Below are 25,255 nucleotides of genomic sequence, written 5' to 3'. Positions count from 1 at the left end.
ACCCGGGGTTCTCCGCCGCCGCGAACGGCGAATTCCGGTCGAAAAGCGGCCTTTCCCGACCGTTCGCGGCTGTGCGGTGCTCTCGGTGCCGGACCTTGCTGGCATCATCGCCTTCGTGAACATCGTTTCCGGCAACGCGCGGCGCACCCGCCGGTTCCGCATCAGCTCCGTCGAGGTGCTGTGCGCGATCCTGCTGGTCGCGATCCTCGCCCAGGGCTGGCTGCAGCAGGCGTTCGACGTGCCCGCGCTGCGTACCGGCTCGACCGTGTTCGTCGCCGTCTGCGTGCAAGCGCTGCCGTTCCTCGTGCTGGGCGTGCTGATCAGCGGGGCCATCGCGGCGTTCGTGCCCGCCCGCGTGCTGGAGAAGGTGCTGCCCCGGCGAGCCGGCGCGGCGGTCGGCGTTGCCGGGCTGGCCGGGGTCGCGCTGCCGGGCTGCGAGTGCGCGTCGGTGCCGGTGGCGCGCCGGCTGATGGGGCAGGGCGTGGCGCCGGCGGCGGCGCTGACGTTCCTGCTGGCGGCGCCGGCGGTGAACCCGGTGGTGCTGGTGGCGACGGCGGTGGCGTTCCCGGGCAAGCCGGAGATGGTGCTGGCCCGCTTCGCGGGTTCGCTGGCGACGGCGATGGTGATGGGCTGGCTCTGGGCCCGCTGGGGCAAGCTGGAGTGGATCACCGCCCGCGCGTTGCGGCGCCTGCCCGAAGTCCCGAGTGGACACCGGTGGCGGGTGTTCGCCGAGACGGCCCGCACGGACCTGGTCGAGGCGGGCGGTTTCCTGGTGCTGGGGGCGCTGATCTCGTCGGCGCTGAACGTGCTGGTGCCGGCTCGCTGGTTCGGCGTCCTCGGTGAGCAGGTGGTGCTGGGCATCGTGGTGATGGCGGTGCTGGCGGTGGTGCTGGCGCTGTGCAGCGAGGCGGACGCGTTCGTGGCGGCTTCGCTGACGGGGTTGCCGATGTTGCCGAAGCTGGTGTTCCTGGTGGTGGGGCCGGCGGTGGACGTGAAGCTGTTCGCCTTGCAGGCGGGCACGTTCGGCAAGTCGTTCGCGGCGCGGTTCGCCCCGGCGACGTTCGTGGTGGCGGCGGTCTGCGCCGTGGTGGCCGGCCTGCTGGTGGGGGTGACGGCGTGAAGCGCGAGACGCAGAACATCCTGCTGATCCTGCTCGGCGGCGCGCTGGTCAAGATCGCGATCAACGGCGATTACCTGCGTTACGTCAAGCCGGCGCAGCAGCCGTGGATCATCGCCGGCGGAGCGGTCATGGTGCTGCTCGGCGCGGTCGCGATCGTGCGCGATCTCCTGGCCGCACGGGCGAAAGCCGGCACGGAGCCGGGCCACGACGACCACTCGCACTCGGCGCGCCCCGCCTGGCTGCTGCTGGTGCCGGTGCTGGCGGTCTTCCTCGTCGCGCCGCCCGCCCTGGGCGCCGACTCGGTGATCCGCACCGAGGCGCGGGTCCCGGCGAGCGCGGCGGCCGCCAACGCCGCCGCCTTCCCGCCGCTGCCGGCGGGGAACGTGGTGCCGCTGGCGGTGAACGAGTTCGTCAGCCGCGCGGGCTGGGACGCGGCGGGCACGCTCGACAACCGCACGGTCTCGCTGACCGGCTTCGTGGTGCACACCGGCGGCGGCACGCTGCTGGCCCGCTTGGTGATCAGCTGCTGCGCGGCGGACGCGTTCCCGGTGACGGTCCACCTGCGCGGCGGCGAAGCCGACCACCTCGCGAGCGACGCGTGGATCCGGGTGACGGGCCAGGTAGTCCCCGGCACGGCGACGAAGAACAACAGCTACACGCCGGACTTCACCCTGGCATCGCTCGCGATGGTCCCGGCACCGAAGGACCCGTACGAGTATTGAGCGAGGCTACGGCGCCGGAATCGCGCTCGCCCGAGGTGTCGGTGCGGCTGGTGTGTCGCGAATGAGTCATTCGCGGCGCCGGAGGTCCCGTATGAGTCATTCGCGACTTCGCGGCGGCTGCCGGTCGCGCCGATCGGCAGCCGCAACCACGCGGCAGCGGTGTCGGCGGGATGGGTCAGTGCTCCGCGCAGGTCCCGGTGATCTCCACGGTGTGCGAGATCTCCGAAAAGCCGTGCTCGGCCGCGATCTTCTCCGCCCACCGCTCCACCGCCGGCCCCTCGACCTCCACCGTGCGGCCGCACAGGCGGCACACCAGGTGATGGTGGTGGTGCGCCGAGCAGCGCCGGTAGATCGCTTCGCCCGAGTCCGTGCGCAGGACGTCGATCTCGCCGGCCTCCGACAGCGACTGCAGTGTGCGGTAGACCGTCGTCAGGCCGATGCCGTCGCCGCGTTTGCGCAGCTCGTCGTGCAGTTCCTGGGCCGACCGGAAGTCGTCGACGGTACTCAGCAGCTCGACGACCGCGGCCCGCTGGCGGGTCGATCGGCGCCCCGGCACCGGGGCCTGGCTGCGCGGCGCGACGGCGTTCATCACTTTCCTTCCTGCACGTGGGCGACGGCGTCGACGACGATGTGCGCCAAGTGGTCGTCCGCGAGCCGGTAGACGACCTCGCGGCCGCGGCGCTCGCCCTGGACCACCCCGGCCGTCTTGAGGACCCGCAGGTGCTGGCTGATCAGCGGCTGGGCGACGTCGAGGGCGTCCACCAGCTCGTGCACGCACCGGTCGGCCGCGCGCAGCTGGAGCACGATCGCGATCCGGACCGGCGCCGCCAGCGCGCGCAGCAGGTCACCGGCGTCGGTCAGGACCGATGCCGGCGGGTGCGCCGGTGCCTGGGCCGGCGCCGGTGCGCACCCGGCGAGGTCCGGCTGGGCGCCACCCCCGGTGACTGTCGCCATTCCCGCCTCCACGCTGCTCGTCATCGCCGCCGGCGACCATGAATTCCGTAGTCATTGCCGATAACGGCACCACCCATCCTAGTGTTCCCCGCGGTAGCACCCGCTTCGTCGTCGCGCCTTGCGAACTACGGCCGGTCGTATTACGCCATTCGGGTGAGTTCATGGGGAATTGCCTCTTCGGCTTCGCAAGTCGTGGCGGACGGGGCAAGGTAGTCGCGGAGCGTTTCGTCGCTTCTCGTACGCTGGCGACCCGCCCGAGCAGAGCAGTGGGGAGACATGACCCGTTCCGTCACGAAAGCAGCCGCACTGACGGCCGTCCTCTTCCCGCTGGTCGGTGCCGGGGTCGCCGGGGCGCAGAGCCAGGCCGTCGACGAGAAGACCGGGCCGGTCTCGTTCGCGAACATCGCGTCCGTCCGGATCGGCGGCGAAGGCCAGCACGGCGGCGCCCTGATCACCGAGACCCAGCGCTCCCCGCTGCTGCCCGGCCAGTCGAAGCTCGGCACGGACCGCGTCACGGTCCCCAAGGACGACGGCGAGCGCGCCACCTTCGGCGGGCATTACCAGATCGACCTCGGCCGTTACAGCAACGGCAACCCGTACCCGGCGGGCGTCGTGAGCCGGGACCACAACGTCGTCGCCGCGCTGCAGGCGACCACCGTGCCCACCGCCGTCGCCGAGACCAGCTACGCGCTGCGCGACGACTGGCAGGGCGGCGCGAAGCCGGCCGACAACACGGTGCTCGTGCTCGAAGGCGCGAAGACGTCGGTGGACTGCACCGCGCCGTCGAAGCTGACCGGAACGTCGTCGGTGACCCGGCTGTGGGTGCGCCAGAGCGGTGGGCTCGGCATCGTCCCGATGCCCGGCGGCAACGCCGGCCTCCAGCTGCAGAACCTGCGGCTCGGCCCGCCCGGCGACATCGCGAACGCCGGCAAGGACACGACGGTCTCCGACCTCAAGCTGACCCGCGTCGGCGCGTTCGACCAGCTGATCCGGCAGGACGGCTGGCGCGGCGGCGACTTCACCGCCGTCGCCGGCTGGCGCGTCGAGATCACCACCCACGTCAAGGACGCGGCGGGCACCGCGCTGCAGGACGTCCAGACGACCATCGTGCTCGGCGGCGTCAGCTGCTCGGTGCCGAAGGGCTTCGTCGCGAAGGCCGCCGGCAGCACCGGCGGCGGCACGAGCGCGACGCAGGCCGCGGTGCCGACGCAGGTCCCGGCCGGATACCTCGGCGCGGCCGCGCCCGACACCGGCGGCGACGGCTCGCGCGTCCCGCTCGGCCTCGGCCTGCTCTTCGGCGGGGTGTTCTTCGGGGCCGTCGCGCTGCTGCTCGGCAGGCGGCGCAAGTCCGGGACGGACTAGGTGCTGCGCACCGGGCTGGCCGCCGTCTCGGCGGCGCTGGCCGTGGCCGCCTTCGCGGCCGGCGTCATCGTGCTGACCTGGCTGCCACCCGAGCCGACGTCGCTCGCCGCGCCACCGCCCGGCTCGCTGCCGGGGGAGAACGCGGCCCCGGCCGTGCTGCCCGCGGACAGCGAGTCCGCCGCGCAGCAGCGCCCGGGCACGGTCCGGCTGCCCGACGGCGCCACCGCCCGCCTGGTCCGCACGGAGCTCACCGACCGCGGCGTGCTCCCGATCCCGCGCGGCCTGGGCGACGCGGCCTGGTGGGGCGCCAAGCTGGGCGCGGCCCAAGGGGCGGCGCTGCTGTCCGGGCACGTGAACTGGGAAGGGCAGCGGGGGCCGTTCGACGAGCTCTGGCGCATGCGCGACGGCGACGAGGTGAGCGTGGTCGACGCGAGGGGTGGCCGCTGGGTCTACCGCGTCGACAGCGTGACGACGCTGCCGAAGGAGACGCTGCCGGAGCAGGCCGCGAAGTGGTTCGGCCAGGACGGCCCGCACCGCCTGGTCCTGGTGACCTGCGGCGGCGACTACGTCGGCGGGACCGAGGGGTACGACGAGAACCGCCTGGTCACGGCCAAGCTGGTGACGCGCCCGACCGGCTGACCCGGCGCCCCCGGACGTCATGAACGAGTCGTTCACCGCGCCGGACGTCATGAAAGAGTCGTTCATGACGTCCGCCGTTCCCGCTCCTCGCCGGATCCGGTGCAACCTCCCGCACCCTTCGCGGCATGTCTGCCTGTGCACTGGTCACGACAGCGAAGGAGCACAGGCGCATGCAGGAGCAGAACCCGGCGGAGCGGAAGAAGGGCCCCGGCCGCTGGTGGATCGCCGGCGTCGCCGGCGCCTTCTTGGTCGCGGCGCTCGTCGCCACCCTGCTCATCTTCACCGGAAAGGATGAACCCGCCGGCGCGAACGGCGCCACCACGCCCGTCGCGGCAGCGGACCAGCCGGCGAAGCAGGACACCGGTCAGGCGCCGTCGCAGCTGTCCTTGCCCGGTGGCGGTGCCGCGAAGCTCGTCCAGGAGGACCTCGACGCGGCGGGCGCCCTCAAGATCCCCGAGGGCCTCGACGAAGCCGCCTGGTGGGGCGCGAAGCTCGGCGCCGACCACGGTGTCGCGCTGCTGTCCGGGCACGTGAACTGGAAGGGCAAGAAGGGGCCGTTCAACGAGCTCTGGCAGGTCAAGCAGGGTCAGGAGGTCAAGCTGACCGACGCCGCGGGCGGTGCCTGGGTCTACCGGGTCGACGCGACCGAGACCATCCACAAGTCCGAGCTGGCCGGCCGCTCGGAGCAGCTGTTCGACCCGGCCGGCCCGCACAAGCTGCTCCTGGTCACCTGCGGTGGCGAGTACGTCGGCGGGACCGAGGGATACGAGGACAACCGCGTCGTGACGGCGTCGCTGGTGACCCGGCCGTAGCCTGCGCGAAAAGCGCTGGGTCCCGGCGGATACCCTGGACGTTCTAGTCCGATAACCGTCCCCGCATGCTTCCGGAGCGTGGAGTGCCCACGAACACCATCGATACCGTAGTCAGCCTGTGCAAGCGCCGTGGTTTCGTCTTCGCCAGCGGAGAGATCTACGGCGGTACCCGCTCGGCGTGGGACTACGGGCCGCTCGGGGTCGAGCTCAAGGACAACATCAAGCGCCAGTGGTGGAAGACCGTGGTCCAGGGCCGCGACGACGTCGTCGGCCTCGACTCCTCGGTGATCCTGCCGCGCCAGGTGTGGGTGGCTTCGGGGCACGTCAACGTGTTCACCGACCCGCTGATCGAGTGCCTCTCGTGCCACAAGCGGTTCCGCGCCGACCAGCTCGCCGAGGAGTACGCGGGCCGCACCGGCAAGGAGACCACCGAGGACGACCTGTCCGATGTGCCCTGCCCGAACTGCGGCACCCGCGGCAAGTACACCGCGCCGCGGGACTTCAACATGATGCTGAAGACCTACCTCGGCCCGGTGGAGTCCGAAGAGGGCCTGCACTACCTCCGTCCGGAGACCGCGCAGGGCATCTTCGTCAACTACCTCAACGTGCAGACGACGGCCCGCAAGAAGCCGCCGTTCGGCATCGGCCAGATCGGCAAGTCGTTCCGCAACGAGATCACGCCGGGCAACTTCATCTTCCGGACGCGCGAGTTCGAGCAGATGGAGATGGAGTTCTTCGTCGAGCCGGGCGAGGACGAGACCTGGCACCAGTACTGGATCGACGAGCGCACGAAGTGGTACACGGACCTCGGCATCAACGCCGAGAACCTGCGTCACTTCGAGCACCCGAAGGAAAAGCTCTCGCACTACGCGAAGCGCACCGTCGACATCGAGTACCGGTTCGCGTTCAACGCCGGGCAGGAGTGGGGTGAGCTCGAAGGCATCGCCAACCGCACCGACTTCGACCTGACCACGCACTCGAACCACTCGGGCGTGGACCTGTCGTACTTCGACCCCACCTCGAAGCAGCGGTTCCGGCCGTTCGTGATCGAGCCGGCGGCCGGTGTCGGCCGGTCGATGATGGCGTTCCTGATCGACGCCTACCGCGAGGACGAGGTGCCGAACGCCAAGGGCGGCACCGAGAAGCGCGTGGTGCTGAAGCTCGACCCGCGGCTCGCGCCGTACAAGGCCGCGGTCCTGCCGCTGTCGCGCAACGCCGACCTGACCCCGAAGGCGAAGGCCGTCGCCGACCTGCTGCGCAAGCACTGGAACATCGACTTCGACGACGCCGGGTCGATCGGCAAGCGCTACCGCCGCCAGGAGGAGATCGGCACGCCGTACTGCGTGACGGTCGACTTCGACAGCCTCGAGGACAACGCCGTCACGGTCCGCGACCGCGACACCATGGCGCAGGAACGCGTCGCGATCGACAAGCTGGAGTCCTACCTGGCCGGCCGCCTGATCGGCTGCTGAACCACCCGGGGCCCGGGTACCCCTGACACCTGTCACGGTCAGGTCGTGACGCACGGTCTGGGGACCCGGGCCCGCCGGGCGGCAGTCTGGGGGCATGCGAGAAACAGAAACCCAGGCGGTGGCGGCGGGGGCCGCGGTCCACCTCGCCGGCCTGCGCAAGCACTACGGCGACGTCCATGCGGTCGACGGCGTCGACCTGACGATCGCCCCGGGCGAAGTGGTCGCCCTGCTCGGCCCCAACGGCGCGGGCAAGTCCACCACCGTCGACATGATCCTCGGCCTGACCACGCCGGACGCGGGCGACGTGCGCGTGTTCGGCCGCAAGCCGCTCGACGCCGTCCGCGCCGGCCTGATCGGCGCGATGCTGCAGGGCGGCGCCCTGATGGACGACCTGACCGTCGGGGAGACCGTCGGCATGGTCGCGGCCCTGCACCGCCGGCCGATGCCGGTGGCCGAGGCCCTGCGCGCCGCCGGGATCGACGAGCTGGCCGGCCGTCGCGCCAACAAGCTCTCCGGCGGCCAGAAGCAGCGCGTGCGCTTCGCCGTCGCCCTGGTCAGCCACCCCGACCTGCTGATCCTCGACGAGCCGACCGCCGCGATGGACGTCGGGACCCGGCGCGAGTTCTGGCGGTCGATGTACTCCTTCACCGAGTCCGGCCGCACGGTCCTGTTCGCCACGCACTACCTCGAAGAGGCCGAGGAGTTCGCCGACCGGGTGGTGCTGATGCGACGCGGTCGCGTCGTGGCCGACGGGAGTGTCGCCGAGGTCCGCGCGCTGGCCGGTGGCCGCACGCTGCGGGCGGCCGTCCCGGGCGCGACCGAAGCCGTCGTCGCGGCCCTGCCCGGCGTCAAGGAGTTCGAGCTGCGCGGCGACCGCGTCGCGATCTCCACCGGCGACTCCGACGCGACGCTGTGGGCGCTGAAGGCCGCCGTGCCCGCTGTCCACGACGTCGAGATCAGCGCCGTCGGCCTCGAAGGCGCCTTCCTCACCCTGACCGCCGACGAGACCCCGGAGTCCGTGCGATGAACGCCACCTACCTGCTCACCGAGATCCGCCGGAACTTCCGGGCGCCGCGGTTCCTGGTCTTCGTCATCGCGTTCCCGGTGCTGATGTTCTTGTTGCAGGCCAGCGTCTTCGTCAAGGCCGGCGATCCGCAGCACGCCGAGTTCGCGGCCGTGGTGATGATCAACATGATGACCTTCGGGACGTTCGCCGCGGCCAACACCAGCGGCGGCCGGCTCGCCCTGGAGCGGGCGCTGGGCTGGCAGCGGCAGCTGCGGCTGACCCCGCTGACCGGGTTCGGTTACCTCGGCGGCAAAGCGCTGTCCGGGATGCTCGTCGGGCTGCCCGCACTGATCCTCGTGCCCGTGCTGGCCGTGACGGTCGAGGGCGTGCACCTCGACGCCGCCGGCTGGGTCCGGATCCTCGTCGGAATCTTCCTCGGCACGCTGCCGCTGGTGCTGCTCGGCCTGCTCATCGGGCAGTTCGGCACGCCGGACTCGATGCAGCCGATCAGCATGATCGTCACCCTCGGCATGGGCTTCCTCGGCGGCCTGTGGATCCCGCTGGAAGGCATGCCGTCCTGGATGCACGACGTCGCGCAGATCATGCCGACGTACTGGGTGCTGCAGGTCGCGCGACCGGCCGTGACCAGCGACATGGTGGTCTCGCTGCCGCAGGCCGTTGGCGTCCTCGCGGCGTGGACCGCGGTCCTGGGGGTGCTGGTGATCAGGCGTTACCGTAAGGACAGCGCCCGGGTCTGAGGGCCGGGACAGGGGAAATGGGAACGGCGATGGCCAAGGACGAAGCGAAGCAGCACGGGCTGAGCAACCACGACACGTGGTGGGAGGACCCCCCGCGCAGCCGGGGCAAGAGCGGGCCGGACAAGTTCCGGTGGCCGCTCCTGTCGATCGTGTTCACCCTGCCCTACCTCATCCCGGTGACGAAGTCGCTGCTGGCCGTGGACCGCGTGACGCCCTGGGTCGTGGTGCTGTGGGTGCTCGTCTACGGCGTCGCGGTGTCCTACGCGCTGTTCCCGGTCGCGTTCGACCGCGGCCGCCCGTTCCGCTTCGCCTACAGCGTGTGGATGCTCTTTCTGGGCCTCGCCGTGGTCGCCGCGACGCACGCCAACCCGTTCGTCATGCTCTACGGCACCGCCGCGCTGGTGTTCCTGCTGCCGCTGGCGTGGGTGGTGCTCCTCGACGGCGCGGCGCTGCTGATCGGTGCGGCGATCCTGCTGGTGGACGGCCGGTTCGGCGGCAACTGGGGCGACCTGGTCACCGTCGCGTCGGTGACGATGGCGATGTTCTTCATGTCCAGCCTGGTCCGGGCGGTCCGGCGGCTGCAGCTGGCCAACGAGGAAATCGCCACGCTCGCGGTGGCGAACGAACGCGAGCGCGTCGCCCGCGACCTGCACGACCTGCTCGGGCACAGCCTCACCACGATCACCGTCAAGGCGGGGCTGGCCCGACGGGTGCTGGAGAGCTCGGCGGACATCCCGCGCGCGGTCGAGGAGATCCGCGAGGTCGAGGGCCTGACCCGCAGCGCGCTGTCCGACGTCCGCGCCACCGTCTCGGAGTACCGGGAGGTGTCGTTGTCGGCCGAGATCGTCGGCGCCCGGGCCGCGTTGCGGGCCGCGGAGATCGACGCCGACCTGCCGCACGCGGTCGACAACGTGCGGCCCGAGTTCCAGAGCGTCTTCGGGTACGTGCTGCGCGAGGCCGTGACGAACGTGCTGCGGCACTCCGGCGCCAAGCAGGTCAAGGTGAAGCTGGGGGACACCTGGCTGGAGATCGAGGACGACGGCCGGGCGGCCGAGGTCGTCCCGGGCAACGGCCTGCGCGGGCTCACCGAGCGGCTGACCGCCGTCGGGGGCACCCTGCGGGCGTCGGCCCGGTCCGGGGGAGGATTGCTGGTGCGGGCGGAGATCCCGCTGCCGGAACCACGCGCGGCCGCCCCGGCCGTGCGCGCCGAACCCGCGGGAGGACTCGCTTGATCCGGGTGTTGCTGGCCGACGACCAGGCCATGGTGCGCGGCGCACTGGCGACCGTGCTGAGCCTCGAATCGGACATCGAGGTGGTCGGGCAGGTCGGCTCCGGCGACGAGGTGGTGGCCGCCGCGCGCGAGGCCAAGCCGGACGTCGCCTTGCTGGACGTGCAGATGCCGGGCAAGGACGGGCTGGCGGCGGCGGCCGACCTGCGGGCCGCGCTGCCGTCGTGCCGGGTCATCATCTGCACGACGTTCGGCCGGCCCGGCTACCTGGCGCGTGCGATGGCGGCGGGCGCGGCCGGGTTCGTCGTCAAGGACGCCCCGCCCGAGCAGTTGGTCGAGGCCGTCCGGCGAGTCCACAGTGGACTCCGCGTGGTGGACCCGGCGCTGGCCGCCGAGTCGCTGGCCACCGGCGCCAGCCCGCTCACCGGGCGCGAGCGGGATGTCTTGCGGGAAGCCAAGGACGGCAGCACGGTGGCCGACGTCGCCCGTGCGCTGCACCTGTCGGAAGGGACCGTCCGCAACCACCTGTCCGCCGCGATCGGCAAGACCGGCGCCCGGACCCGGGCCGAAGCGGTGCGGGTCTCGGAGGAGCGCGGCTGGCTCTGAGCGGCCGCCGGCCTTCTGACAAGATGGGCCGGGTGGGTACCGCTGAACGCACGAAACCGACGCGCGCGAGCTGGGCGCGCCGGATCGCCTTCGGCACGGTCCTCATGCTGCTCGCGCTCGTCGGCGGCACGGCGTTCCGCGTCTGGCAGGTCGCGCGCGAGAACGACCGGACGCCCGCCGACGTCATCGTGGTGCTGGGCGCGGCGCAGTACAACGGCAAGCCGTCGGACATCTACGCGGCGCGGCTGGTCAAGGCGAAGCAGCTCTACGACGCGGGCGTCGCGAAGACGATCGTCACCGCGGGCGGCAAGAAGGCCGAGGACAACTTCACCGAGGCCCGGGCCGGCCAGCTGTGGCTGACCCGGCACGGCGTGCCGTCGTCCGCGACGCTGGCGGTCGGGGAGGGCAGCGACACGCTGCGCAGCCTCCGTGCGGTCGCCGACGAGGTCCAGGGACGCGGCTGGCACTCGGCCGTGCTCGTCAGCGACCCGTGGCACTCCTTCCGCGCCCGGACCATGGCCGACGACCTGGGCCTGGACGCCTGGACCGCGCCGACGCACAGCGGGCCGATCGTGCAGGAGCGCGTCACGCAGGTGCGCTACATCATCCGCGAGACCGGCGCGCTGCTGTACTACCGGCTGACGAAGACCCCGGCCGACGATCTCTTCGCCACCTTCCTCGGCTGAGTTTTTGTCGGTCCCGCCGTTTAGGCTGGCCGGGTGGATTACACCGAGCACGAGACCGCCCGCCTGCTGCCGGAGCCGGCGAAGGGCGCGGCGCTGCCCGGCACGCGCGCGGACGGGCGCAGCGCGTTCTCGCGCGACCGGGCCCGCGTGCTGCACTCGGCGGCGCTGCGGCGGCTCGCCGGCAAGACCCAGGTGGTCGGGCCGGGGGAGGGCGCCGAGATCACCGGCGTCCCGCGCACCCGGCTGACGCACTCCCTGGAGGTCGCGCAGATCGGCCGGGGCATCGCCGACGAGCTGGGCGCGGACCCGGACCTGGCCGACACCGCGGGGCTGGCGCACGACATCGGGCACCCGCCGTTCGGGCACAACGGCGAGCGCGCGCTCGACGAGGTGGCCACCGCGTGCGGCGGCTTCGAGGGCAACGCGCAGACGTTGCGCATCCTCACCCGGCTGGAGCCGAAGCTGCTGTCCGCCGACGGCGAGCCGGTGGGGCTCAACCTGACCCGCGCGTGCCTGGACGCGACCACGAAGTACCCGTGGCCGCGCAGGCCGGGGCAGGCGAAGTACGGCGTGTACGGCGACGACGTCCCGGTGTTCGAGTGGGTGCGGGAAGGGGCGCCGGAAGAGCGGACGTGCCTGGAAGCCCAGATCATGGACTGGGCGGACGACGTCGCGTACTCGGTGCACGACGTCGAGGACGGCGTGCTGGCCGGCCGGATCAAGCTGCGCGTGCTCGCCCACCCGGACGAGCGCGCGGCCGTCGCCGAGGCCGCGGCCAAGCACTTCTCGGCGCAGTCGGTGTCCACTTTGGAGGATGCGGCGGCCGAGCTGCTGGCGCTGCCGGTGGTGGCGGAGCTGGCCTCGGCCGAGCCGGACGGTTCCCCGGGCGCGCAGGTGGCGTTGAAGCGGTTGACGAGCGAGCTGGTCGGCCGCTTCACGACGGCGGCGGTCACGGGCACCCGCGCCGAGTTCGGCGAGGGGCCGCTGAGCCGCTACGGGGCGCGGCTGTGCGTCCCGGAGCAGGTCGCGGCGGAGGTTGCGCTGCTGAAGGCGCTGGCGCTGCGGTACGTGATGAGCGACCGCCGCCGGCTGGCGATGCAGGAGGGGCAGCGCGAGCTGCTGGTGGAGCTGGTCCACGCGCTGGCCCGCCGGGCCCCGGAGTCCCTGGACCCGCTGTTCGCCCCGGCCTGGAAGTCGGCTCGCGACGACGCGGGGTTGCTGAGGGTGGTGATCGACCAGGTCGCTTCGCTCACGGACGCCCAAGCCCACACGTGGTACTCCTGGCACGTGACCCGCCACCACCGCTGACGGTCACGCACGAGCAGCACGCGTGTCTGCAGGGGCATCGCGTGTGATTGGAGGGGCATCCGCGCTGATGCCCCCTCAATCACGGCTGATGCCCGCCCAACCACGCGAGATGCCCGCCTGATCACGTGAACCAACCTTTGGGTACGCGAGCCGACTGTTCGGGCACGCGAGCCGACCGGCTGAGTACGTGAGCCGACTGTCTGGGTACGCGAGCCGACCTTGCGGACCTGGTCGCGGAGTGGTTCTGGCATCCGGCGGCGCGGTTCCGCGTGGGGGATTTGTCACCCTTGGGCGGAGTTCCGCGTGGCCGCCCGGTGGGGTGAACCGTTCCGGTACTCTCGCCCGCATGGCCACGGACAGCCACCTCCGGTTCGCCCTCGCCGTCCACGCGGCCCTCGGTGCCGCGGGCGGGAACTCCTGTTTCTCGCCGTATTCGGTGGCCAGTGCGCTGATCCTGGCCGCGCGGGCCGCCCGGGGGACCACCCGCGAGGAGCTCGTCGCCCTGCTCGGTGATCCCGACCAGCAGACCGTCCTGCTGCGGGAAGCCGCGCAGCCGGTCGAAGAGGGCCGGGGTGAGCAAGCCGAGGTCGCCGTCTCGAACACGCTGTGGGCCGACGACCGGCTCCCGCTCGAAGATTCCTTCAAGGCCGAGCTGGCCGGGTGGCCCGGCGCCGCCGTGGCGAGCGCGCCCTTCGAGAAGGAGCCCGAAGCCGCGCGCGCCCTGATCAACGACGATGTCGGGCGCACCACGCGCGGCCTCATCCCGCAGCTGCTCCCGCCCGGCTCGATCGACCGGGACGTCGCGGCCGTCCTGGTCAACGCCCTCTACCTCAAAGCCGCGTGGAAGCTGCCGTTCCGCGAGGCGAACACCGGCGACGCGCCGTTCCACGCGCCGTCCGGCACCCGGGACGTCCCGACCATGTGGCTCAGCGAGCGCGTCGGCTACGCGCACGCCGCCGGGTGGCAGGCCGTGCAGCTGGTCGCGGCGGGCGGCTTCCAGGCCGTGGTGCTGCTGCCCGACGGCGACCTCGCCGACGCCGAAGCGGCCCTCGACCAGGCCACCCTGACGAGCCTGCTCGGCGAAATCGGCTTCAAGCTCGTCGAGCTCGCGCTGCCCAAGATCTCGCTGGACGTCCCCAGCTCGCTCACCGGCGTGCTGCGCGGCCTCGGCGTCCGCACGATGTTCACCGACGAGGCCGACCTGAGCGGCCTCTCCCCGGACCCGCGGCTGACCGTGTCCGAGGTGCTGCACCAGGCCGTGCTGCGGGTGGACGAACAGGGGTTCGAGGGGGCCGCGGCGACCGCGCTGACCATGCGCCTCACCTCGATGATCATCGACGACCCGGTCACCGTCACGGTCGACCGGCCGTTCCTGCTGCTGGTCCGGCACGCCGGCACCGGGGCCCTCCACTTCCTCGCCAGGGTGGTCGAACCGTGAGCTTGAAGTCCGAAGCCGTCCCCGATCTCGTCCCACCCGCCCCCGAACCACCCGAAGGCCCAAAGCGCTGGGCGTGGCAGGACTCCGCCATCACCGGCGGTTTCCTCCTGTTCACGATCCTGCTGTACAACGGGCTCTGGTTCGACCTCAAGCGCGGTTACCTCTGGAACGGCGCCGCCGACCAGAGCCAGTGGGAGTGGTACTCGACGGTTGTCGCGAAGGCCGTGCTGCACTTCCAGAACCCGTTCACCACGGACCTCCAGAACTACCCGCACGGCGTCAACATGGCGGCGAACGCGGCGATGTTCGGCCTGAACGTCCCGCTCGCCCCGCTCACGCTGACCTTCGGCGCGACGCTGACGTGGGCGATCGTGCTCACCGCCGGGCTCGCCGGGACCGCCGCCGGCTGGTACTGGGTGTTCTCCCGCCACCTGGTGCCGAACCGCACGGCGGCCGCGATCGGCGGCGCGTTCTGCGGTTTCGCCCCGCCGATGATCTCGCACGGCAACGCGCACCCGAACTTCGTCGTGCTGTTCGTGCTGCCGTTCATCGCGCTCAAGACGATCCAGCTCGCCCACGGCGAACGCCCGCTGCGCAACGGGATCGTGCTCGGGCTGCTCGTCGCGTGGCAGATCCTGCTGGGCGAAGAGCCGCTGATGATCTTCGCGCTGACCTTCCTCGTGTTCGCCGTCGCGTACCTGATCCCGCACCGCGCGGAGATCCGCGGCATGCTGGCGCCGCTGGCCAAAGGGATCGGCATCGGCGCGGTCGTCGCGTTGCTGATCGCCGGGTTCCCGTTGTACTGGCAGTTCTTCGGTCCGCAGAGCTTCCACTCGCTGCTGCACGGTCCGGCGGGAAACGACACGGCGGCGTTCACGCGCTTCGCGACGCAGTCGATCGCCGGCGCGCCCGAGGCGGCGGCGGACGTGTCGATGAACCGCACCGAGGAGAACGCGTTCTTCGGCTGGCCGCTGATCGTGCTCATGGTGGTGCTCACGATCTGGCTGTGGCGCGACGTCGTTTCGCGCGCACTGGCGATCACGATGTACGTGATGGCCCTCCTTTCGCTGGGCGTCGAAATCACCGTCGCGCACGACGACACCGGCATCGCCGGGCCGTGGAAGTGGCTCGGGCAACTGCCGCTGCTGGATTCGCTGCTCGAATCCCGGCTCGCGATGGGCTGCATCCCCGTGGTCGGCGGGCTCCTGGCGATCGCGACGCACCGCGTCTGGGCGGCGGCGGCCGAGCAGCCCGAGCCCCTGGACGGCAAACCCCGCTTCCCGCTGCGCATGATCTGGATCGGCGCGGTGGTGGCGGTGCTGCTGCCGATCGCCCCGACGGAGCTGGTGACGCACGAACGCCCGCTCTCACCTCCTTTCTTCGCCGACGGGATCTGGCGCCAGTACATCGCCCCGGGCGGCTCGCTCGTGCCGGTCCCGCTGCCGAGCACCGGCGAGGCCGAGCCGCTGCACTGGCAGGTCGACGCGGGCCTCGGCTACCCGATGCCCGAGGGCTACTTCGTCGGCCCGACCTCCCCGGACGACCGCCGCGGCCGCTACGGCGCGGTGCCCCTGCCGACCTCGGACCTGTTCGCCGAGGTGGAGAAGACGGGACAGGCCGCGGACGTCACCGAAGCCGACCGCACCCAGGCGCTGACCGACCTGCGCGCCTGGAACGCGGACGTGCTGGTGGTCGGCCCCCGCCAGAACCAGGAAGCGCTGAAGTCCACTGTGGAGCTCCTGCTGCGCAAGCCGGCGGAGTTCGTCGGCGGGGTGTGGGTCTGGGACGTGCGGCCCCTGACGCCGTGACCGGCGCCCGGCGCGCGCCCGGCGTCGGTCAGGCCTTCGCGGCGTCGAGCAGGATCGCGATCAGCTCCTTCGGTCGAGAGAGCATCGGCCAGTGCCCGGTGGTCATCTCCACCAGCTGCCAGCGGGCGCTCTCGAGCAGCTTCGCGACATCCGGCGACGGTGTCTCACCGTCGAGGAGGCACTTGATGTACGTCGCCGGGAGCTCGCCCAGCGGACGCGAAAGCACCGCGGGCTCGGTGAGCGACGCGGCCGGGTGCGGGGTCGAACCCTCGACGATCCGGGCGATCTCGGCGTCCGAAAGTCCTTGGTCCGCAAAGTCTTCCGCGGTCAGCGGCGGCCAGAAGCCGCGTTCGGTGAGTGCCGCTGCCTGCGCCTCGGACCAGGCGGACGTGAACGACTCCCCGTCGGCCGGCACGTTGGAGTCGACGAACACCGCGCGCTTCAGCCGGTCGCCGATCCGCTCGGCCGCCTGCCCCACCGGGATGCCCGAGTAGCTGTGCCCGACCATCACGACCTCCCGCAGGTCGCCCTGCGAGACGACGTCGACGATGTCCTGCACCTGCCGTTGCTGCCCGCCGGGCGCGTCGCGTTTTTCGGCGACCCCGGACAACGTCACCGCGTGTGCGCCGTGGCCCGCTTCGCGCAACCCCGGGACGACGTCGTCCCACGCCCACGAACCGAGCCAAGCGCCTGCCACCAGTACGAATTCAGCCATGCCGGAAACCTAGTGGAGGGGTCCGACAGTTTCGGTAGAGTCGGCGCCCGTGACCTCAGTGGACGACCAGGGGCGGACCGAGCCGCCCGTCGATGGCGACGAAGCCGCGATCCTGCTCGGTTTCCTGGACTTCCACCGCGACACCTTGGCGTGGAAGTGCGCCGGACTCGACGCGGCCGGCCTGCGCGCGACGCACCCGCCGTCCACGCTGACGCTGGGCGGGCTGCTCAAGCACCTCGCCTACGTCGAGGACTACTGGTTTTCGTGCGTCCTGTTCGACCGCGAGCCGGCGAAGCCGTGGAACACCGTCGACTGGCGCGAAACCCCGGACTGGGACTGGGATTCCGCGGCGGAGGACTCGCCCGAGCAGCTCCGTGAGCTCTGGCAGGGAGCGGTGGCGCGGTCCCGGGAGCTTTACGCGGAGGCGTTGACGAACGGCGACCTTTCGCAGGCCTCCAAGCACACGCGGCGGGACGGCAGTTCGCCGAGCCTGCGCTGGATCCTGGTCCACCTGGTCGAGGAGTACTGCCGCCACAACGGCCACGCCGACCTCATCCGCGAATCGATCGACGGCAGCACCGGGGAATAGTGGCTCGTCAGGGCGGAGTCGGGCCGACGAACAAGCAGAACGGGTGGCCCGCCGGATCCGCGTAGACGCGCAGTGGCTCCTCGGGGTCGTCCGCGCGGTCCGCCAGCAGCCGTGCGCCCAGCGACATCGCTCGTTCGTGCTGCTCGTCCAGCTCGGCGACCGTCTCCACGATCAGGTCCAGGTGCAGCATCTGCGGCCGCGGACCGGACGGCCACGTCGGCGGCGGCAGCGTGTCGACCTGCTGGAACGCCAGCCGCGGCACGCCGGACGCGTCGAGCAGGACCACCTGGCGCAGCCGCGGGACGCGCTCAGCCACGGCGGTGCGCGATCTGGAAGACGTTGCCGAACGGGTCGCGGACCATCGCGCACCGGTCGCCGTAGGGCGGGGAACAGCTCGCGCTCGCCTTCGGCCGACACCAGGATCAGCGAGTCGCCGATGCGGATCTCGGCGGGCCGGCCGCCGTCGGCCAAGCCGGTTCCGCGCGTGATCACAAGTCAGCGCCGCAGGCCGACCAGCTTCACCAGGAACCGGTCGACCTGCTCGACGGCCGGCGGCCACGGCAGGTCGGGCTCGTTGATCCGCTGCGCCAGCATGCCGTTGACCGCCGTCCGCAGGTCGATGGCGACGGTCGCCGCGTCGTCGGACGGCGCCAGGCCCGCCTCCATGCAGGCCCGGACCGCGTCGATCGTGCGCGCGACCATGACCTCCTTGAACGGCATGCCGAGCCGTCGGTGGACCTTGCTCTCGTGTAGCACCTTGTAGAGCCCGGGGTGCTCGCGCGCCCACGCCGCCTGCGCCAGGATCCGGGCGCGCAACGCGGCCGCCGGGTCGGAAGCCTCCGCGGCCGCGGCGTCCCCGGTGCCGACGAGCTCCTCGTGACACCGCCGCATCGCGGCCAGCACCAACGCGTCGCGGTCCGGGAAGTGCAGGTAGACCGACGTCGCCGCGATCGACACCTCCCGCGCGACGGCCCGCAGGGACAGCGCTTCGTCGTCGGCCAGCTCGTCGAGCATCCGCACGGCGGCCGTGACGATCTCTTCGCGCAGCAACTCGCCCTGGCCGCGGGCGTTGGGACGGCGGCGGTTCTCGGTCATGGTCGGTCCAGTGTAGCTGGACACCCATTGCGCTACAGGTGTAGCTTCAATTGCACTACAGCTGTAGCGCTACGAATGTTCACCACACTGAGGGAGCACGATCTTGACCACCACCGAAAGTCCGACCAGCCTCGAGCGCCTGGCCGCGCTCGACCCGGTGTTCGCCCAGATGGCCGGCGCCACCGCGAAGTACGTCCGGGCGATCCCGGAGCTGACCGACCGGGAGAAGACGTTCCTGTGCGTCACGGCCGACGTCTGCCAGGCGAGCCTGGGTATGGCGTTCAGCGCCCACGTGCGGGCCGGCCTGGCCGCCGGAGTGTCCACTTCGGACATTCGCGAGCTGCTGCGGTTCGTCTCGTACGACTGCGGTTACCACGCCGCGACGGCGGGTGTCGAGCGGATCGTCGAGCTGGAGGCGGAACTGGGGATCTCCCCCGAAGACGCCGAACCGCTGGCACCCGAGCTGCTCTCGACCGGGCCGGACGCCGCGCCCAGCCCGCTCCCGGAGCCGACGCGCGCCCGGCTGAACGAGCTGGACCCGCACTTCACCGGGTACTTCGACCTGCAGTCGCGGATGCGCACCGGGCACGGGCCCGGCACGCTCAGCGAACGCGAGCGCGGCCTGGTCAGCCTCAGCGTCGACGTCCACTACCGGACGCTGGCCGACACCTTCCGCACGCACGTCGGGCGAGCGTTGCGGGGCGGTGCGTCGCCGGAGGACGTGCGGGCCGCGCTGCGGTTCAACGCGCAGTTCGGCGTCACCCGGGCCTGGCACGCCTGGGAAGTCCTGAACGAAATCCTGGCCTAACCGAGGACCTCGCCCGCGAGCCGGCTCAAGTAGCCCGCGAAGCGCTCGCGGTCTTCGCGAGGCCAGTCGCCCACCAGTGCCTCGAACGCCTGACGCTGGTGGGCTTGCGAAGCCGCGAGGAACTCCTTCGCCGCGTCGGTGAGCGTCAGGACCGCGCGGCGCGCGTCCCGGGCCGAAGTCGAGCGTACGACGAAGCCGTCTCGCCCCGCTTCGCCGACCATCCGGCTGGCCACCGAGCGGTCGACACCCAGCTGGCGGGCCACGTCGGCGACTGTCACTTCGTCGCTCGCCGCACCGTCGATCGCCTGGATGACGAACAGGTTCGGCACCGTCCACGCCGGTGGCGCGTCGGCGGCGAAGCGCTCGACGACGTCCGGAGCCCACTGGCGCGCCCAGTGCCGGACCAGCCGGAAGAGGGCGGGGCCGCCGTCGGGGCTTGATGCGTGCATAAGGCACACTATAACGTGTGCTTTATGCACGCATCTCGGAACCTCGCTTTCACCGGCCTCCTACTTGGCATGGCCATGGCCCAGCTCGACGGCCTGATCGTCACCGCGGCGCTGCCGTCGGTCGGCGAAGACCTGCACGCCCGTACCGGCCTCGTCGCGGTGACCGCCGCGGGCCTGCTCACCCTCACCGTCGCGACGCCGCTGCACGGCCGGCTCGGCGACCTGTACGGCCGCCGGATCTCCTTCGCCGGCTCGGTTCTCGTGTTCGCCGCGGCCTCGGCGTGGTGTGCCGCCGCGCCCGGCCTCGGCTCGCTGATCGCCGCCCGTGCGCTGCAGGGCCTGGGCGGGAGCGGGCTGATCGTCACGGCGATGAGCGCGCTCGGCGAGCTGTTCGAGCGGGACGAGCTGCTGCGCCGCCAGGGCTGGCAGACGGCGGTCTTCGCGGCCGCCACCCTCGGCGGACCGCCGCTGGGCGGGCTGCTCGCCGCCGGCCCGGGCTGGCGGTGGATCTTCCTGGTCAACCTCCCGCTGTGCGTGCCCGCGCTGGTGCTGGGCCTGCGCGGCCTACCCGCGAAACCGCACCGCACCAAGGAGAAGTTCGACGCCGGGAGCAGCCTCGTGCTCGTGACCGCGGGGTCGGCGGTCGTCGCGCTCGGCACCGTCGACGCCCTCGCCCGCAGTCCACTGTGGACGCCGATCCTGGCGGTGGTCGCCGTGGGCGCGGGGTTCCTGTTCGTGCGCAGGCAGCGCCGCACGCCGAACCCGCTGATCTCGCCGAAGGTCTTCGCGGACGCCGTCCTGGCGCGCGCGGTGGTCGTCAACGGCCTGGCCGGCGCGGCGCTCTACGGCACCTTCACCTACGTGGCGCTGGTCGCCGCGCTGAGCGCGAATGCGGCCGGGACCGGCCTGCTGCTCGTCGCGATGACCGCCGGGCAGCTCGCGCTCTCCGCGTCCTTCGCCGCGCTGGCCCGCCGACGCCCGGACATGACGGCGTGGGGCCGGTCCGGCTGCCTGCTCGGCCTGGCCGGGCTCGCCGCGGTCGCCGTCGCGGCCGCTCTGGACGGCAGTCCGTGGCTCCTCGCGCCGGGGCTGTTCGCGATCGGCGCGGCTTTCGCGGTCTGTACGTCCGCGTACACCGTCCTGGGCCAGACCCGGGCGAAGCGCGACCTGATGGGCGTCACTCTGGGTTCGCTGACCTTCGCCCGGCAGGCCGGCGGGCTGGCCGGCGCGGCGGTGTTCGGCTGGCTCGCGCTGGCCACGACCGGCGGGCTCGGCGCCGCCGGCCTCACCGTCGTGTTCGCTTCGGCGGCCGCGATCATGCTCGTGGCCTGCGTCACCGCTCCCGCTGTCACGTCTCCCGAAGCGGTCTCGTCCTCCTCGTGACCGCGAACGAAGGAGAACGCTGATGCCTCGCATTCCCGCGAAGAAGACGTCCGAAGCCGGCCCGTTCCTCAAACTGGTCTACCGGATCGCCGGGCGGCGCTACGGCGCGGTGCCCGAGCCGATGGCCGTCGCCGCGCACCACGCCGGCCTGCTGCGGGCCAATGCTGTGCACGAGCTGATGGTGGAGCGGGCGTCGAAGAAGGTACCGGCGAACGTGCGCGAGCTCGCCGTTTACCGCGTCGCGACCCGGATCGGCTGCTCGTGGTGCGTCGACTTCGGCACGATGCTGCAGAAGCACGACGGCCTGGATATCGAGCGGCTCAAGAAGATCGACGACTACGCGACCTCGCCCGCGTTCAGCCGGCCGGAACGGCTCGCGATCGCCTACGCCGACGCGATGTCCGGCGAGCAGACCACCGTGACCGACGAGCAGGTCGCCGAACTCGAGCGCGAGTTCGGCCGCGACGGCGTCGTCGAACTGACCTACCAGATCGCGCTGGAGAACTCGCGCGCCCGGATGAACAGCGCGCTCGGCATCGTCGACCAGGGCTTCACCTCGGGCGACGCCTGCCGCGTCCCGCTCCCGTAGGACCCCGGGAATCGGACCCCGGGCGGACGCGGAACCGGGGTCCGCCGCGGGACCGTTCCGGCATGCACCTCGTCGCCAGTGAACGGATCAAGCTCCTCAGCATCGCCACGCCCTGGGTGTGCGGCGTTTTCGCGCTCGTCGCGCTGGCCGCCCCCGCCGCGCTCACCGCCCTCACGGCGACCGAGTCGCGGCTGCCGCCCACCGTCGCGAGCACCCAGTTCGGCTACCAGCTGGGGATGGTCGCCGTCCTGGTGGCCGCCGCGCTCGCCGTGACGAGCGAGTACCACTCCGGGACGATCCACGGCACCTTCCAGGCCGTACCGAGCCGGTGGCCGGCCTTGGTCGCGAAAGCCGTGGTCGTCGCCGGGTTCGCGTTCGGACTCGGCGAGGCCGCCGCGTTCACGGCCTGGCTGGTCGCGCGGGTCCTCGCCCCGGACGCCGACCTGGCGCTGGACAGCGTCGCGGACTGGACGATCGTCGCCGGCACCGGTCCGGTGTTCGCGCTGGCCGCCGTCTGCGGGGTCGGGGTGGGCCTGCTCGTGCGCCACACCGCCGGCACGGTCGCGCTGCTCGTCGCCTATCCGCTGATGGCGGAGAACGTCGTCCAGCTGATCCCCCGGGCGGGGCAGGCGATCCACCGGTGGATGCCGCTGAACGCCGTCACGAAGTTTCTCAGCGGCAGCGGGGAGGCCAACGCCGGCCGGGACGGCGGGAACGCGGCCGTCCTGTCGGACTCGCCGCTGAGCCCGGGCTGGGCCCTGGCCTACTTCGGCGCTTTCGCCGCCGTGCTGCTGGCCGCCGGGATCACTCAGGCGCGGCGGCGGGACGCGTGATCCGGGTCAGCTTGTCCGGATTGACGACGTCGTAGATCGCCACGATCTTCCCGTCGCGGACGGTCATCGCCTGCACGTGCTCGTCGAGGGCGAAGAAGCCGTCCTGGCCCGGCTGCGGAGCGAGGTAGACCCCCAGATCGCCGTTGACGAGCACCGGCTTGCCGCCGGTGAGCACCCCGGGCGGGTACTTGCTCGTGAGACCGACGAAGAACCGGGCGATCTTGTCCGCGCCGACGATGAGCTGGCGCGTGGTCCGGCCCTTGCCGTTCGAGTCGCCGACGAGCACGACGTCCGGGGCCAGCAGTTCGGTCATCGCCCGGATGTCCCCGGCCTGCAACGCGACGACGAACTTCTCGAGGATCTTCGCCTGTTCCTCAAGCGGCACGCGCGGCGCCGGGTCGGCGTCGGCGAGGGCCTTGCGGCCGCGGGACGCGTGCTGGCGCGCGGCGTCGACCGAGACGCCGAGCGCGTCGGCGATCTCCGCGAAGGGCACCGAGAAGGCGTCGTGCAGCACGAACGCGACGCGCTGCTCCGGAGTCAGCTTGTCGAGCACGACCAGCGCGGCCATCCGCAGCCCGTCGTCACGCACGGCGACGTCGAGCGGGTCTTCGCTCACCGGGCGTCCGAACGGCGTGACGACCGGCTCGGGCAGCCAGTTGCCGACGTACTTCTCGCGCTGGGCCGCCGCCGACTTCAGCCGGTCGAGGCAGATCCGGCCGACGACGGTGGTCAGCCAGCCCCGCAGGTCGCGGATCGCCGCGCGGCCCGCATCGTCCAGGCCGGCCAGGCGCAGCCAGGACTCCTGGACCGCGTCCTCGGCGTCGGCGCGCGTGCCGGTCAGCCGGTAGGCGACCCCGATCAGGTGACCGCGGTGGGCGGCGAACTCCTCGGCGAGCGTGTCCTGGGCGGTGGGCGTGGAGACCATGCCCCGAGTGTGCCGCAAACGGCGCGGCTAGAGTGGGTGACGTGGCAGGACGGATTCGGGACAGCGACATCGCGGAGGTGCGCGAGCGGAACCGGATCGACGAGGTCGTCGGGGAGTACGTGGCGCTGCGCCGCGCCGGCGGGGGCAGCCTGAAGGGCCTCTGCCCGTTCCACAACGAGAAGACCCCGTCGTTCAACGTCCGCCCGACGCACGGCACCTTCCACTGCTTCGGCTGTGGCGAGGGCGGCGACGTCATCAAGTTCGTCCAGAAGATCGACCTGATCACCTTCGTGGAGGCCGTCGAGCGGCTGGCCGACCGGATCGGCTTCCGGCTCACCTACGAAGGCGGCGGCGCGACGATCCAGCGTGACCGCGGCAGCCGCAGCCGGCTGATCGAGGCGCACCGCGCGGCCCAGGAGTTCTACGCCGAGCAGCTGGGCACCGACGAGGCGCGCACCGCGCGGGACTTCCTGTCCGAGCGCGGGTTCGACGCGTCCGCGGCGAAGACGTTCGGCTGCGGCTACGCCCCCGGCGGCTGGGACAAGCTCACGAAGCACCTGCTCACGCGGGGTTTCGAGGTCAAGGAGCTGCTGACGGCGGGGCTGTCCAAGGAAGGCCAGCGCGGCCCGATGGACCGCTTCCACCGGCGCCTGGTCTGGCCGATCCGCGACGTCGGCAACGAGGTCGTCGGCTTCGGCGCGCGGCGGCTGTTCGACGACGACCGGATCTCGGCGAAGTACCTCAACACCGCCGAGTCGCCGATCTACAAGAAGTCCCAGGTCATGTTCGGCCTCGACCTGGCCAAGCGCGAGATCGCGAAGCGGCACCAGGTCGTCGTGGTCGAGGGCTACACCGACGTGATGGCGATGCACGCGTCCGGCGTGCCGACGGCGGTCGCGTCGTCGGGCACGGCGTTCGGCGAAGACCACATGAAGGTGCTTCGCCGGCTGATGATGGACGACGACGCCTTCCGCGGCGAAGTGATCTTCACCTTCGACGGTGACGAAGCGGGCCAGAAGGCTGCTTTGAAGGCCTTCGAGGGCGACCAGACGTTCGCCGGCCAGACCTACATCGCGGTGGCGCCGGACGGCATGGACCCGTGCGAGCTGCGCCTGGCCAAGGGCGACAGCGCGGTGAAGGACCTGGTCGCGCGGCGGACCCCGCTGTTCGAGTTCGTCATCCGGAGCACGCTGAAGAACTACGACCTCGACTCGGTCGACGGCCAGGTCTCGGCGCTGCAGAAGACCGTGCCGATGGTCGCATCGATCAAGGACCGCGCGGCCCGCGACGGCTACGCGTCGAAGCTCGCCTGGTGGGTCGGCTGGCAGGACGTCGCGCAGGTGGTCAACCGGGTCCGCGGCAGCGCGGGCGCGACCGACCGGCGCGGCGGCGCGCCCCTCAAGCAGCCGGCGCGCGTCGGCGCCGCCCCGGACGCTCCGGCGCCCCAGGACGTGGCCCGCCCGGCGCCGAAGGACCCGCGGTTCGCCGTCCAGCGCGAGGCGCTGAAGGCGGCGCTGCAGCAGCCGGCGATCGCCGGGCCGGAGTACGACGCGCTGCCGCTGGAGGCGTTCACGCACCCGGTGTACGTCGCGGTGCACGAGGCCGTGCTCAAGGCGGGCGGCGCGGGTTCGGGCCTGACCGGCCCGGCCCTGCTGGACGCGGCCGCCCCGCACTGTCCGGAAGGGACGGTCCGGCGCGTGCTGTCCGAGCTGGCCGTGGAACCGTTGCAGGCCAAGGACGAAGTCGACTCCCGTTACATCTCCTCGATCCTCGCCCGGCTGCAGGAGGGGCTCGTCGGCCGGCAGATCGCGGAGATCAAGGGGAAGCTGCAGCGGCTCTCGCCGGTCGAAGCGCCGGACGACTACCGCGCGCTGTTCGGCGACCTCGTCGCGCTGGAGCAGTACAAGAAGTCGCTGGGCGAGCAGGCGGCCGCCGGCGCGTGGGGCTGAG

General features: G+C 71.9%; 26 protein-coding genes and 1 pseudogene. 20 read left to right on the top strand and 7 right to left on the bottom strand.

Annotation, left to right across the window (positions count from 1 at the left end):
- Positions 1 to 115 precede the first annotated feature (115 nt).
- On the top strand, positions 116 to 1,120 hold the full coding sequence (locus AB0N03_RS06665) for a permease (RefSeq protein ID WP_364366437.1): 1,005 nt from the start codon (positions 116 to 118) through the stop codon (positions 1,118 to 1,120).
- Positions 1,117 to 1,842, top strand: coding sequence for a TIGR03943 family protein (locus AB0N03_RS06660; protein ID WP_364366434.1), 726 nt, complete (start codon positions 1,117 to 1,119; stop codon positions 1,840 to 1,842). The genes AB0N03_RS06665 and AB0N03_RS06660 overlap by 4 nt, the downstream gene beginning before the upstream one ends.
- A gap of 175 nt (positions 1,843 to 2,017) precedes the next feature.
- Here AB0N03_RS06660 and AB0N03_RS06655 read toward each other — a convergent pair whose 3' ends face one another.
- Both AB0N03_RS06655 and AB0N03_RS06650 read right to left on the bottom strand, forming a co-directional pair.
- Entirely contained in the window at positions 2,018 to 2,431 is a 414-nt protein-coding gene (locus AB0N03_RS06655; RefSeq protein WP_360672400.1) for a Fur family transcriptional regulator, read from the bottom strand.
- On the bottom strand, positions 2,431 to 2,796 hold the full coding sequence (locus AB0N03_RS06650; protein WP_364366431.1) for a metalloregulator ArsR/SmtB family transcription factor: 366 nt from the start codon (positions 2,794 to 2,796) through the stop codon (positions 2,431 to 2,433). The genes AB0N03_RS06655 and AB0N03_RS06650 overlap by 1 nt, the downstream gene beginning before the upstream one ends.
- A gap of 276 nt (positions 2,797 to 3,072) precedes the next feature.
- Between AB0N03_RS06650 and AB0N03_RS06645 the strand changes: the two genes are divergently transcribed.
- From AB0N03_RS06645 to AB0N03_RS06590, 12 genes are all read left to right on the top strand, one after another.
- A complete protein-coding gene (locus tag AB0N03_RS06645) occupies positions 3,073 to 4,158 on the top strand; it encodes an LPXTG cell wall anchor domain-containing protein (protein WP_364366428.1) in 1,086 nt (361 codons plus the stop codon).
- Positions 4,159 to 4,797 (top strand): class F sortase, encoded by a 639-nt coding sequence (locus AB0N03_RS06640; protein WP_364366425.1) that lies wholly within the window; start codon positions 4,159 to 4,161, stop codon positions 4,795 to 4,797.
- A 170-nt stretch (positions 4,798 to 4,967) separates the two neighbouring features.
- Positions 4,968 to 5,609: a class F sortase gene (locus AB0N03_RS06635; protein ID WP_364366422.1), complete on the top strand. Its 642-nt coding sequence runs from the start codon at positions 4,968 to 4,970 to the stop codon at positions 5,607 to 5,609.
- Positions 5,610 to 5,692: 83 nt separating this feature from the next.
- Complete coding sequence (locus AB0N03_RS06630) at positions 5,693 to 7,081, top strand: glycine--tRNA ligase (protein WP_364366419.1); 1,389 nt, start codon at positions 5,693 to 5,695, stop codon at positions 7,079 to 7,081.
- Between the two features lie 94 nt (positions 7,082 to 7,175).
- The gene (locus tag AB0N03_RS06625) at positions 7,176 to 8,108 is read left to right on the top strand and encodes an ABC transporter ATP-binding protein (protein WP_364366416.1); all 933 of its coding nucleotides are present in this window, start codon (positions 7,176 to 7,178) and stop codon (positions 8,106 to 8,108) included.
- Positions 8,105 to 8,845, top strand: a complete 741-nt coding sequence (locus AB0N03_RS06620; protein WP_364366413.1) for an ABC transporter permease — start codon at positions 8,105 to 8,107, stop codon at positions 8,843 to 8,845. Before AB0N03_RS06625 ends, AB0N03_RS06620 begins: the two co-directional genes overlap by 4 nt.
- A 29-nt stretch (positions 8,846 to 8,874) precedes the next feature.
- Positions 8,875 to 10,077 carry a sensor histidine kinase gene (locus AB0N03_RS06615; RefSeq protein ID WP_364366410.1) on the top strand — a complete coding sequence of 401 codons (1,203 nt, stop codon included), beginning with the start codon at positions 8,875 to 8,877 and terminating at the stop codon, positions 10,075 to 10,077.
- Positions 10,074 to 10,679, top strand: coding sequence for a response regulator transcription factor (locus tag AB0N03_RS06610; protein WP_364366407.1), 606 nt, complete (start codon positions 10,074 to 10,076; stop codon positions 10,677 to 10,679). Before AB0N03_RS06615 ends, AB0N03_RS06610 begins: the two co-directional genes overlap by 4 nt.
- A gap of 32 nt (positions 10,680 to 10,711) precedes the next feature.
- A complete protein-coding gene (locus AB0N03_RS06605) occupies positions 10,712 to 11,365 on the top strand; it encodes a YdcF family protein (protein WP_364366404.1) in 654 nt (217 codons plus the stop codon).
- A 33-nt stretch (positions 11,366 to 11,398) separates the two neighbouring features.
- Positions 11,399 to 12,673 (top strand): deoxyguanosinetriphosphate triphosphohydrolase, encoded by a 1,275-nt coding sequence (locus tag AB0N03_RS06600; protein WP_364366401.1) that lies wholly within the window; start codon positions 11,399 to 11,401, stop codon positions 12,671 to 12,673.
- A 346-nt stretch (positions 12,674 to 13,019) separates the two neighbouring features.
- Positions 13,020 to 14,111, top strand: coding sequence for a serpin family protein (locus tag AB0N03_RS06595; protein ID WP_364366398.1), 1,092 nt, complete (start codon positions 13,020 to 13,022; stop codon positions 14,109 to 14,111).
- Positions 14,108 to 15,919: a glycosyl transferase gene (locus tag AB0N03_RS06590; protein WP_364366395.1), complete on the top strand. Its 1,812-nt coding sequence runs from the start codon at positions 14,108 to 14,110 to the stop codon at positions 15,917 to 15,919. The genes AB0N03_RS06595 and AB0N03_RS06590 overlap by 4 nt, the downstream gene beginning before the upstream one ends.
- A gap of 28 nt (positions 15,920 to 15,947) precedes the next feature.
- Here AB0N03_RS06590 and AB0N03_RS06585 read toward each other — a convergent pair whose 3' ends face one another.
- Entirely contained in the window at positions 15,948 to 16,634 is a 687-nt protein-coding gene (locus tag AB0N03_RS06585; protein ID WP_364366392.1) for an alpha/beta hydrolase, read from the bottom strand.
- Between the two features lie 49 nt (positions 16,635 to 16,683).
- Here AB0N03_RS06585 and AB0N03_RS06580 point away from each other — a divergent pair, with 49 nt between their 5' ends.
- On the top strand, positions 16,684 to 17,223 hold the full coding sequence (locus tag AB0N03_RS06580) for a DinB family protein (RefSeq protein ID WP_364366389.1): 540 nt from the start codon (positions 16,684 to 16,686) through the stop codon (positions 17,221 to 17,223).
- Between the two features lie 7 nt (positions 17,224 to 17,230).
- Here AB0N03_RS06580 and AB0N03_RS06575 read toward each other — a convergent pair.
- Positions 17,231 to 17,506 (bottom strand): annotated as a pseudogene (locus AB0N03_RS06575) (VOC family protein); the annotation flags it as partial.
- Between the two features lie 212 nt (positions 17,507 to 17,718).
- The gene (locus AB0N03_RS06570; RefSeq protein ID WP_364366386.1) at positions 17,719 to 18,318 is read right to left on the bottom strand and encodes a TetR/AcrR family transcriptional regulator; all 600 of its coding nucleotides are present in this window, start codon (positions 18,316 to 18,318) and stop codon (positions 17,719 to 17,721) included.
- A 103-nt stretch (positions 18,319 to 18,421) separates the two neighbouring features.
- On the opposite strand from AB0N03_RS06570, the gene AB0N03_RS06565 reads away from it, so the two are divergent.
- Positions 18,422 to 19,126, top strand: coding sequence for a carboxymuconolactone decarboxylase family protein (locus tag AB0N03_RS06565; RefSeq protein ID WP_364366383.1), 705 nt, complete (start codon positions 18,422 to 18,424; stop codon positions 19,124 to 19,126).
- Here the strand turns inward: AB0N03_RS06565 and AB0N03_RS06560 are convergent.
- The gene (locus AB0N03_RS06560) at positions 19,123 to 19,575 is read right to left on the bottom strand and encodes a MarR family winged helix-turn-helix transcriptional regulator (RefSeq protein WP_364366380.1); all 453 of its coding nucleotides are present in this window, start codon (positions 19,573 to 19,575) and stop codon (positions 19,123 to 19,125) included. The two genes, AB0N03_RS06565 and AB0N03_RS06560, sit on opposite strands and share 4 nt — an antisense overlap.
- 69 nt (positions 19,576 to 19,644) lie before the next feature.
- Between AB0N03_RS06560 and AB0N03_RS06555 the strand changes: the two genes are divergently transcribed.
- The 3 genes from AB0N03_RS06555 (at position 19,645) to AB0N03_RS06545 (ending at position 22,380) form a co-directional block, all read left to right on the top strand.
- Entirely contained in the window at positions 19,645 to 20,958 is a 1,314-nt protein-coding gene (locus tag AB0N03_RS06555; protein WP_364366377.1) for an MFS transporter, read from the top strand.
- 22 nt (positions 20,959 to 20,980) lie between these two features.
- Positions 20,981 to 21,547, top strand: a complete 567-nt coding sequence (locus AB0N03_RS06550; protein WP_364366374.1) for a carboxymuconolactone decarboxylase family protein — start codon at positions 20,981 to 20,983, stop codon at positions 21,545 to 21,547.
- Between the two features lie 62 nt (positions 21,548 to 21,609).
- Entirely contained in the window at positions 21,610 to 22,380 is a 771-nt protein-coding gene (locus AB0N03_RS06545) for a hypothetical protein (RefSeq protein ID WP_364366373.1), read from the top strand.
- Here the strand turns inward: AB0N03_RS06545 and AB0N03_RS06540 are convergent.
- The gene (locus AB0N03_RS06540; RefSeq protein ID WP_364366370.1) at positions 22,352 to 23,305 is read right to left on the bottom strand and encodes a sigma-70 family RNA polymerase sigma factor; all 954 of its coding nucleotides are present in this window, start codon (positions 23,303 to 23,305) and stop codon (positions 22,352 to 22,354) included. The two genes, AB0N03_RS06545 and AB0N03_RS06540, sit on opposite strands and share 29 nt — an antisense overlap.
- A gap of 32 nt (positions 23,306 to 23,337) precedes the next feature.
- Between AB0N03_RS06540 and dnaG the strand changes: the two genes are divergently transcribed.
- Complete coding sequence (gene dnaG / locus AB0N03_RS06535) at positions 23,338 to 25,254, top strand: DNA primase (protein WP_364366367.1); 1,917 nt, start codon at positions 23,338 to 23,340, stop codon at positions 25,252 to 25,254.
- Position 25,255: the final 1 nt, after the last annotated feature.

The sequence above is a fragment of the Amycolatopsis sp. NPDC051061 genome (assembly GCF_040682935.1).
Classification (GTDB): Bacteria; Actinomycetota; Actinomycetes; order Mycobacteriales; family Pseudonocardiaceae; genus Amycolatopsis.
The sequence above is the reverse complement of the archived record's forward strand: the minus strand, read 5'-3'. Positions and strand labels throughout refer to the sequence as shown.

What these genes read in the sequence shown, in the direction of transcription:
- AB0N03_RS06655 (WP_360672400.1), bottom strand. Translation starts at nt 2,431, where the DNA reads ATGAACGCCGTCGCGCCGCGCAGCCAGGCCCCGGTGCCGGGGCGCCGA.
- AB0N03_RS06650 (WP_364366431.1), bottom strand. Translation starts at nt 2,796, where the DNA reads ATGGCGACAGTCACCGGGGGTGGCGCCCAGCCGGACCTCGCCGGGTGC.
- AB0N03_RS06645 (WP_364366428.1), top strand. Translation starts at nt 3,073, where the DNA reads ATGACCCGTTCCGTCACGAAAGCAGCCGCACTGACGGCCGTCCTCTTC.
- AB0N03_RS06635 (WP_364366422.1), top strand. Translation starts at nt 4,968, where the DNA reads ATGCAGGAGCAGAACCCGGCGGAGCGGAAGAAGGGCCCCGGCCGCTGG.
- AB0N03_RS06625 (WP_364366416.1), top strand. Translation starts at nt 7,176, where the DNA reads ATGCGAGAAACAGAAACCCAGGCGGTGGCGGCGGGGGCCGCGGTCCAC.
- AB0N03_RS06620 (WP_364366413.1), top strand. Translation starts at nt 8,105, where the DNA reads ATGAACGCCACCTACCTGCTCACCGAGATCCGCCGGAACTTCCGGGCG.
- AB0N03_RS06615 (WP_364366410.1), top strand. Translation starts at nt 8,875, where the DNA reads ATGGCCAAGGACGAAGCGAAGCAGCACGGGCTGAGCAACCACGACACG.
- AB0N03_RS06595 (WP_364366398.1), top strand. Translation starts at nt 13,020, where the DNA reads ATGGCCACGGACAGCCACCTCCGGTTCGCCCTCGCCGTCCACGCGGCC.
- AB0N03_RS06585 (WP_364366392.1), bottom strand. Translation starts at nt 16,634, where the DNA reads ATGGCTGAATTCGTACTGGTGGCAGGCGCTTGGCTCGGTTCGTGGGCG.
- AB0N03_RS06570 (WP_364366386.1), bottom strand. Translation starts at nt 18,318, where the DNA reads ATGACCGAGAACCGCCGCCGTCCCAACGCCCGCGGCCAGGGCGAGTTG.
- AB0N03_RS06560 (WP_364366380.1), bottom strand. Translation starts at nt 19,575, where the DNA reads ATGCACGCATCAAGCCCCGACGGCGGCCCCGCCCTCTTCCGGCTGGTC.
- AB0N03_RS06555 (WP_364366377.1), top strand. Translation starts at nt 19,645, where the DNA reads ATGGCCATGGCCCAGCTCGACGGCCTGATCGTCACCGCGGCGCTGCCG.
- AB0N03_RS06550 (WP_364366374.1), top strand. Translation starts at nt 20,981, where the DNA reads ATGCCTCGCATTCCCGCGAAGAAGACGTCCGAAGCCGGCCCGTTCCTC.
- AB0N03_RS06545 (WP_364366373.1), top strand. Translation starts at nt 21,610, where the DNA reads ATGCACCTCGTCGCCAGTGAACGGATCAAGCTCCTCAGCATCGCCACG.
- AB0N03_RS06540 (WP_364366370.1), bottom strand. Translation starts at nt 23,305, where the DNA reads ATGGTCTCCACGCCCACCGCCCAGGACACGCTCGCCGAGGAGTTCGCC.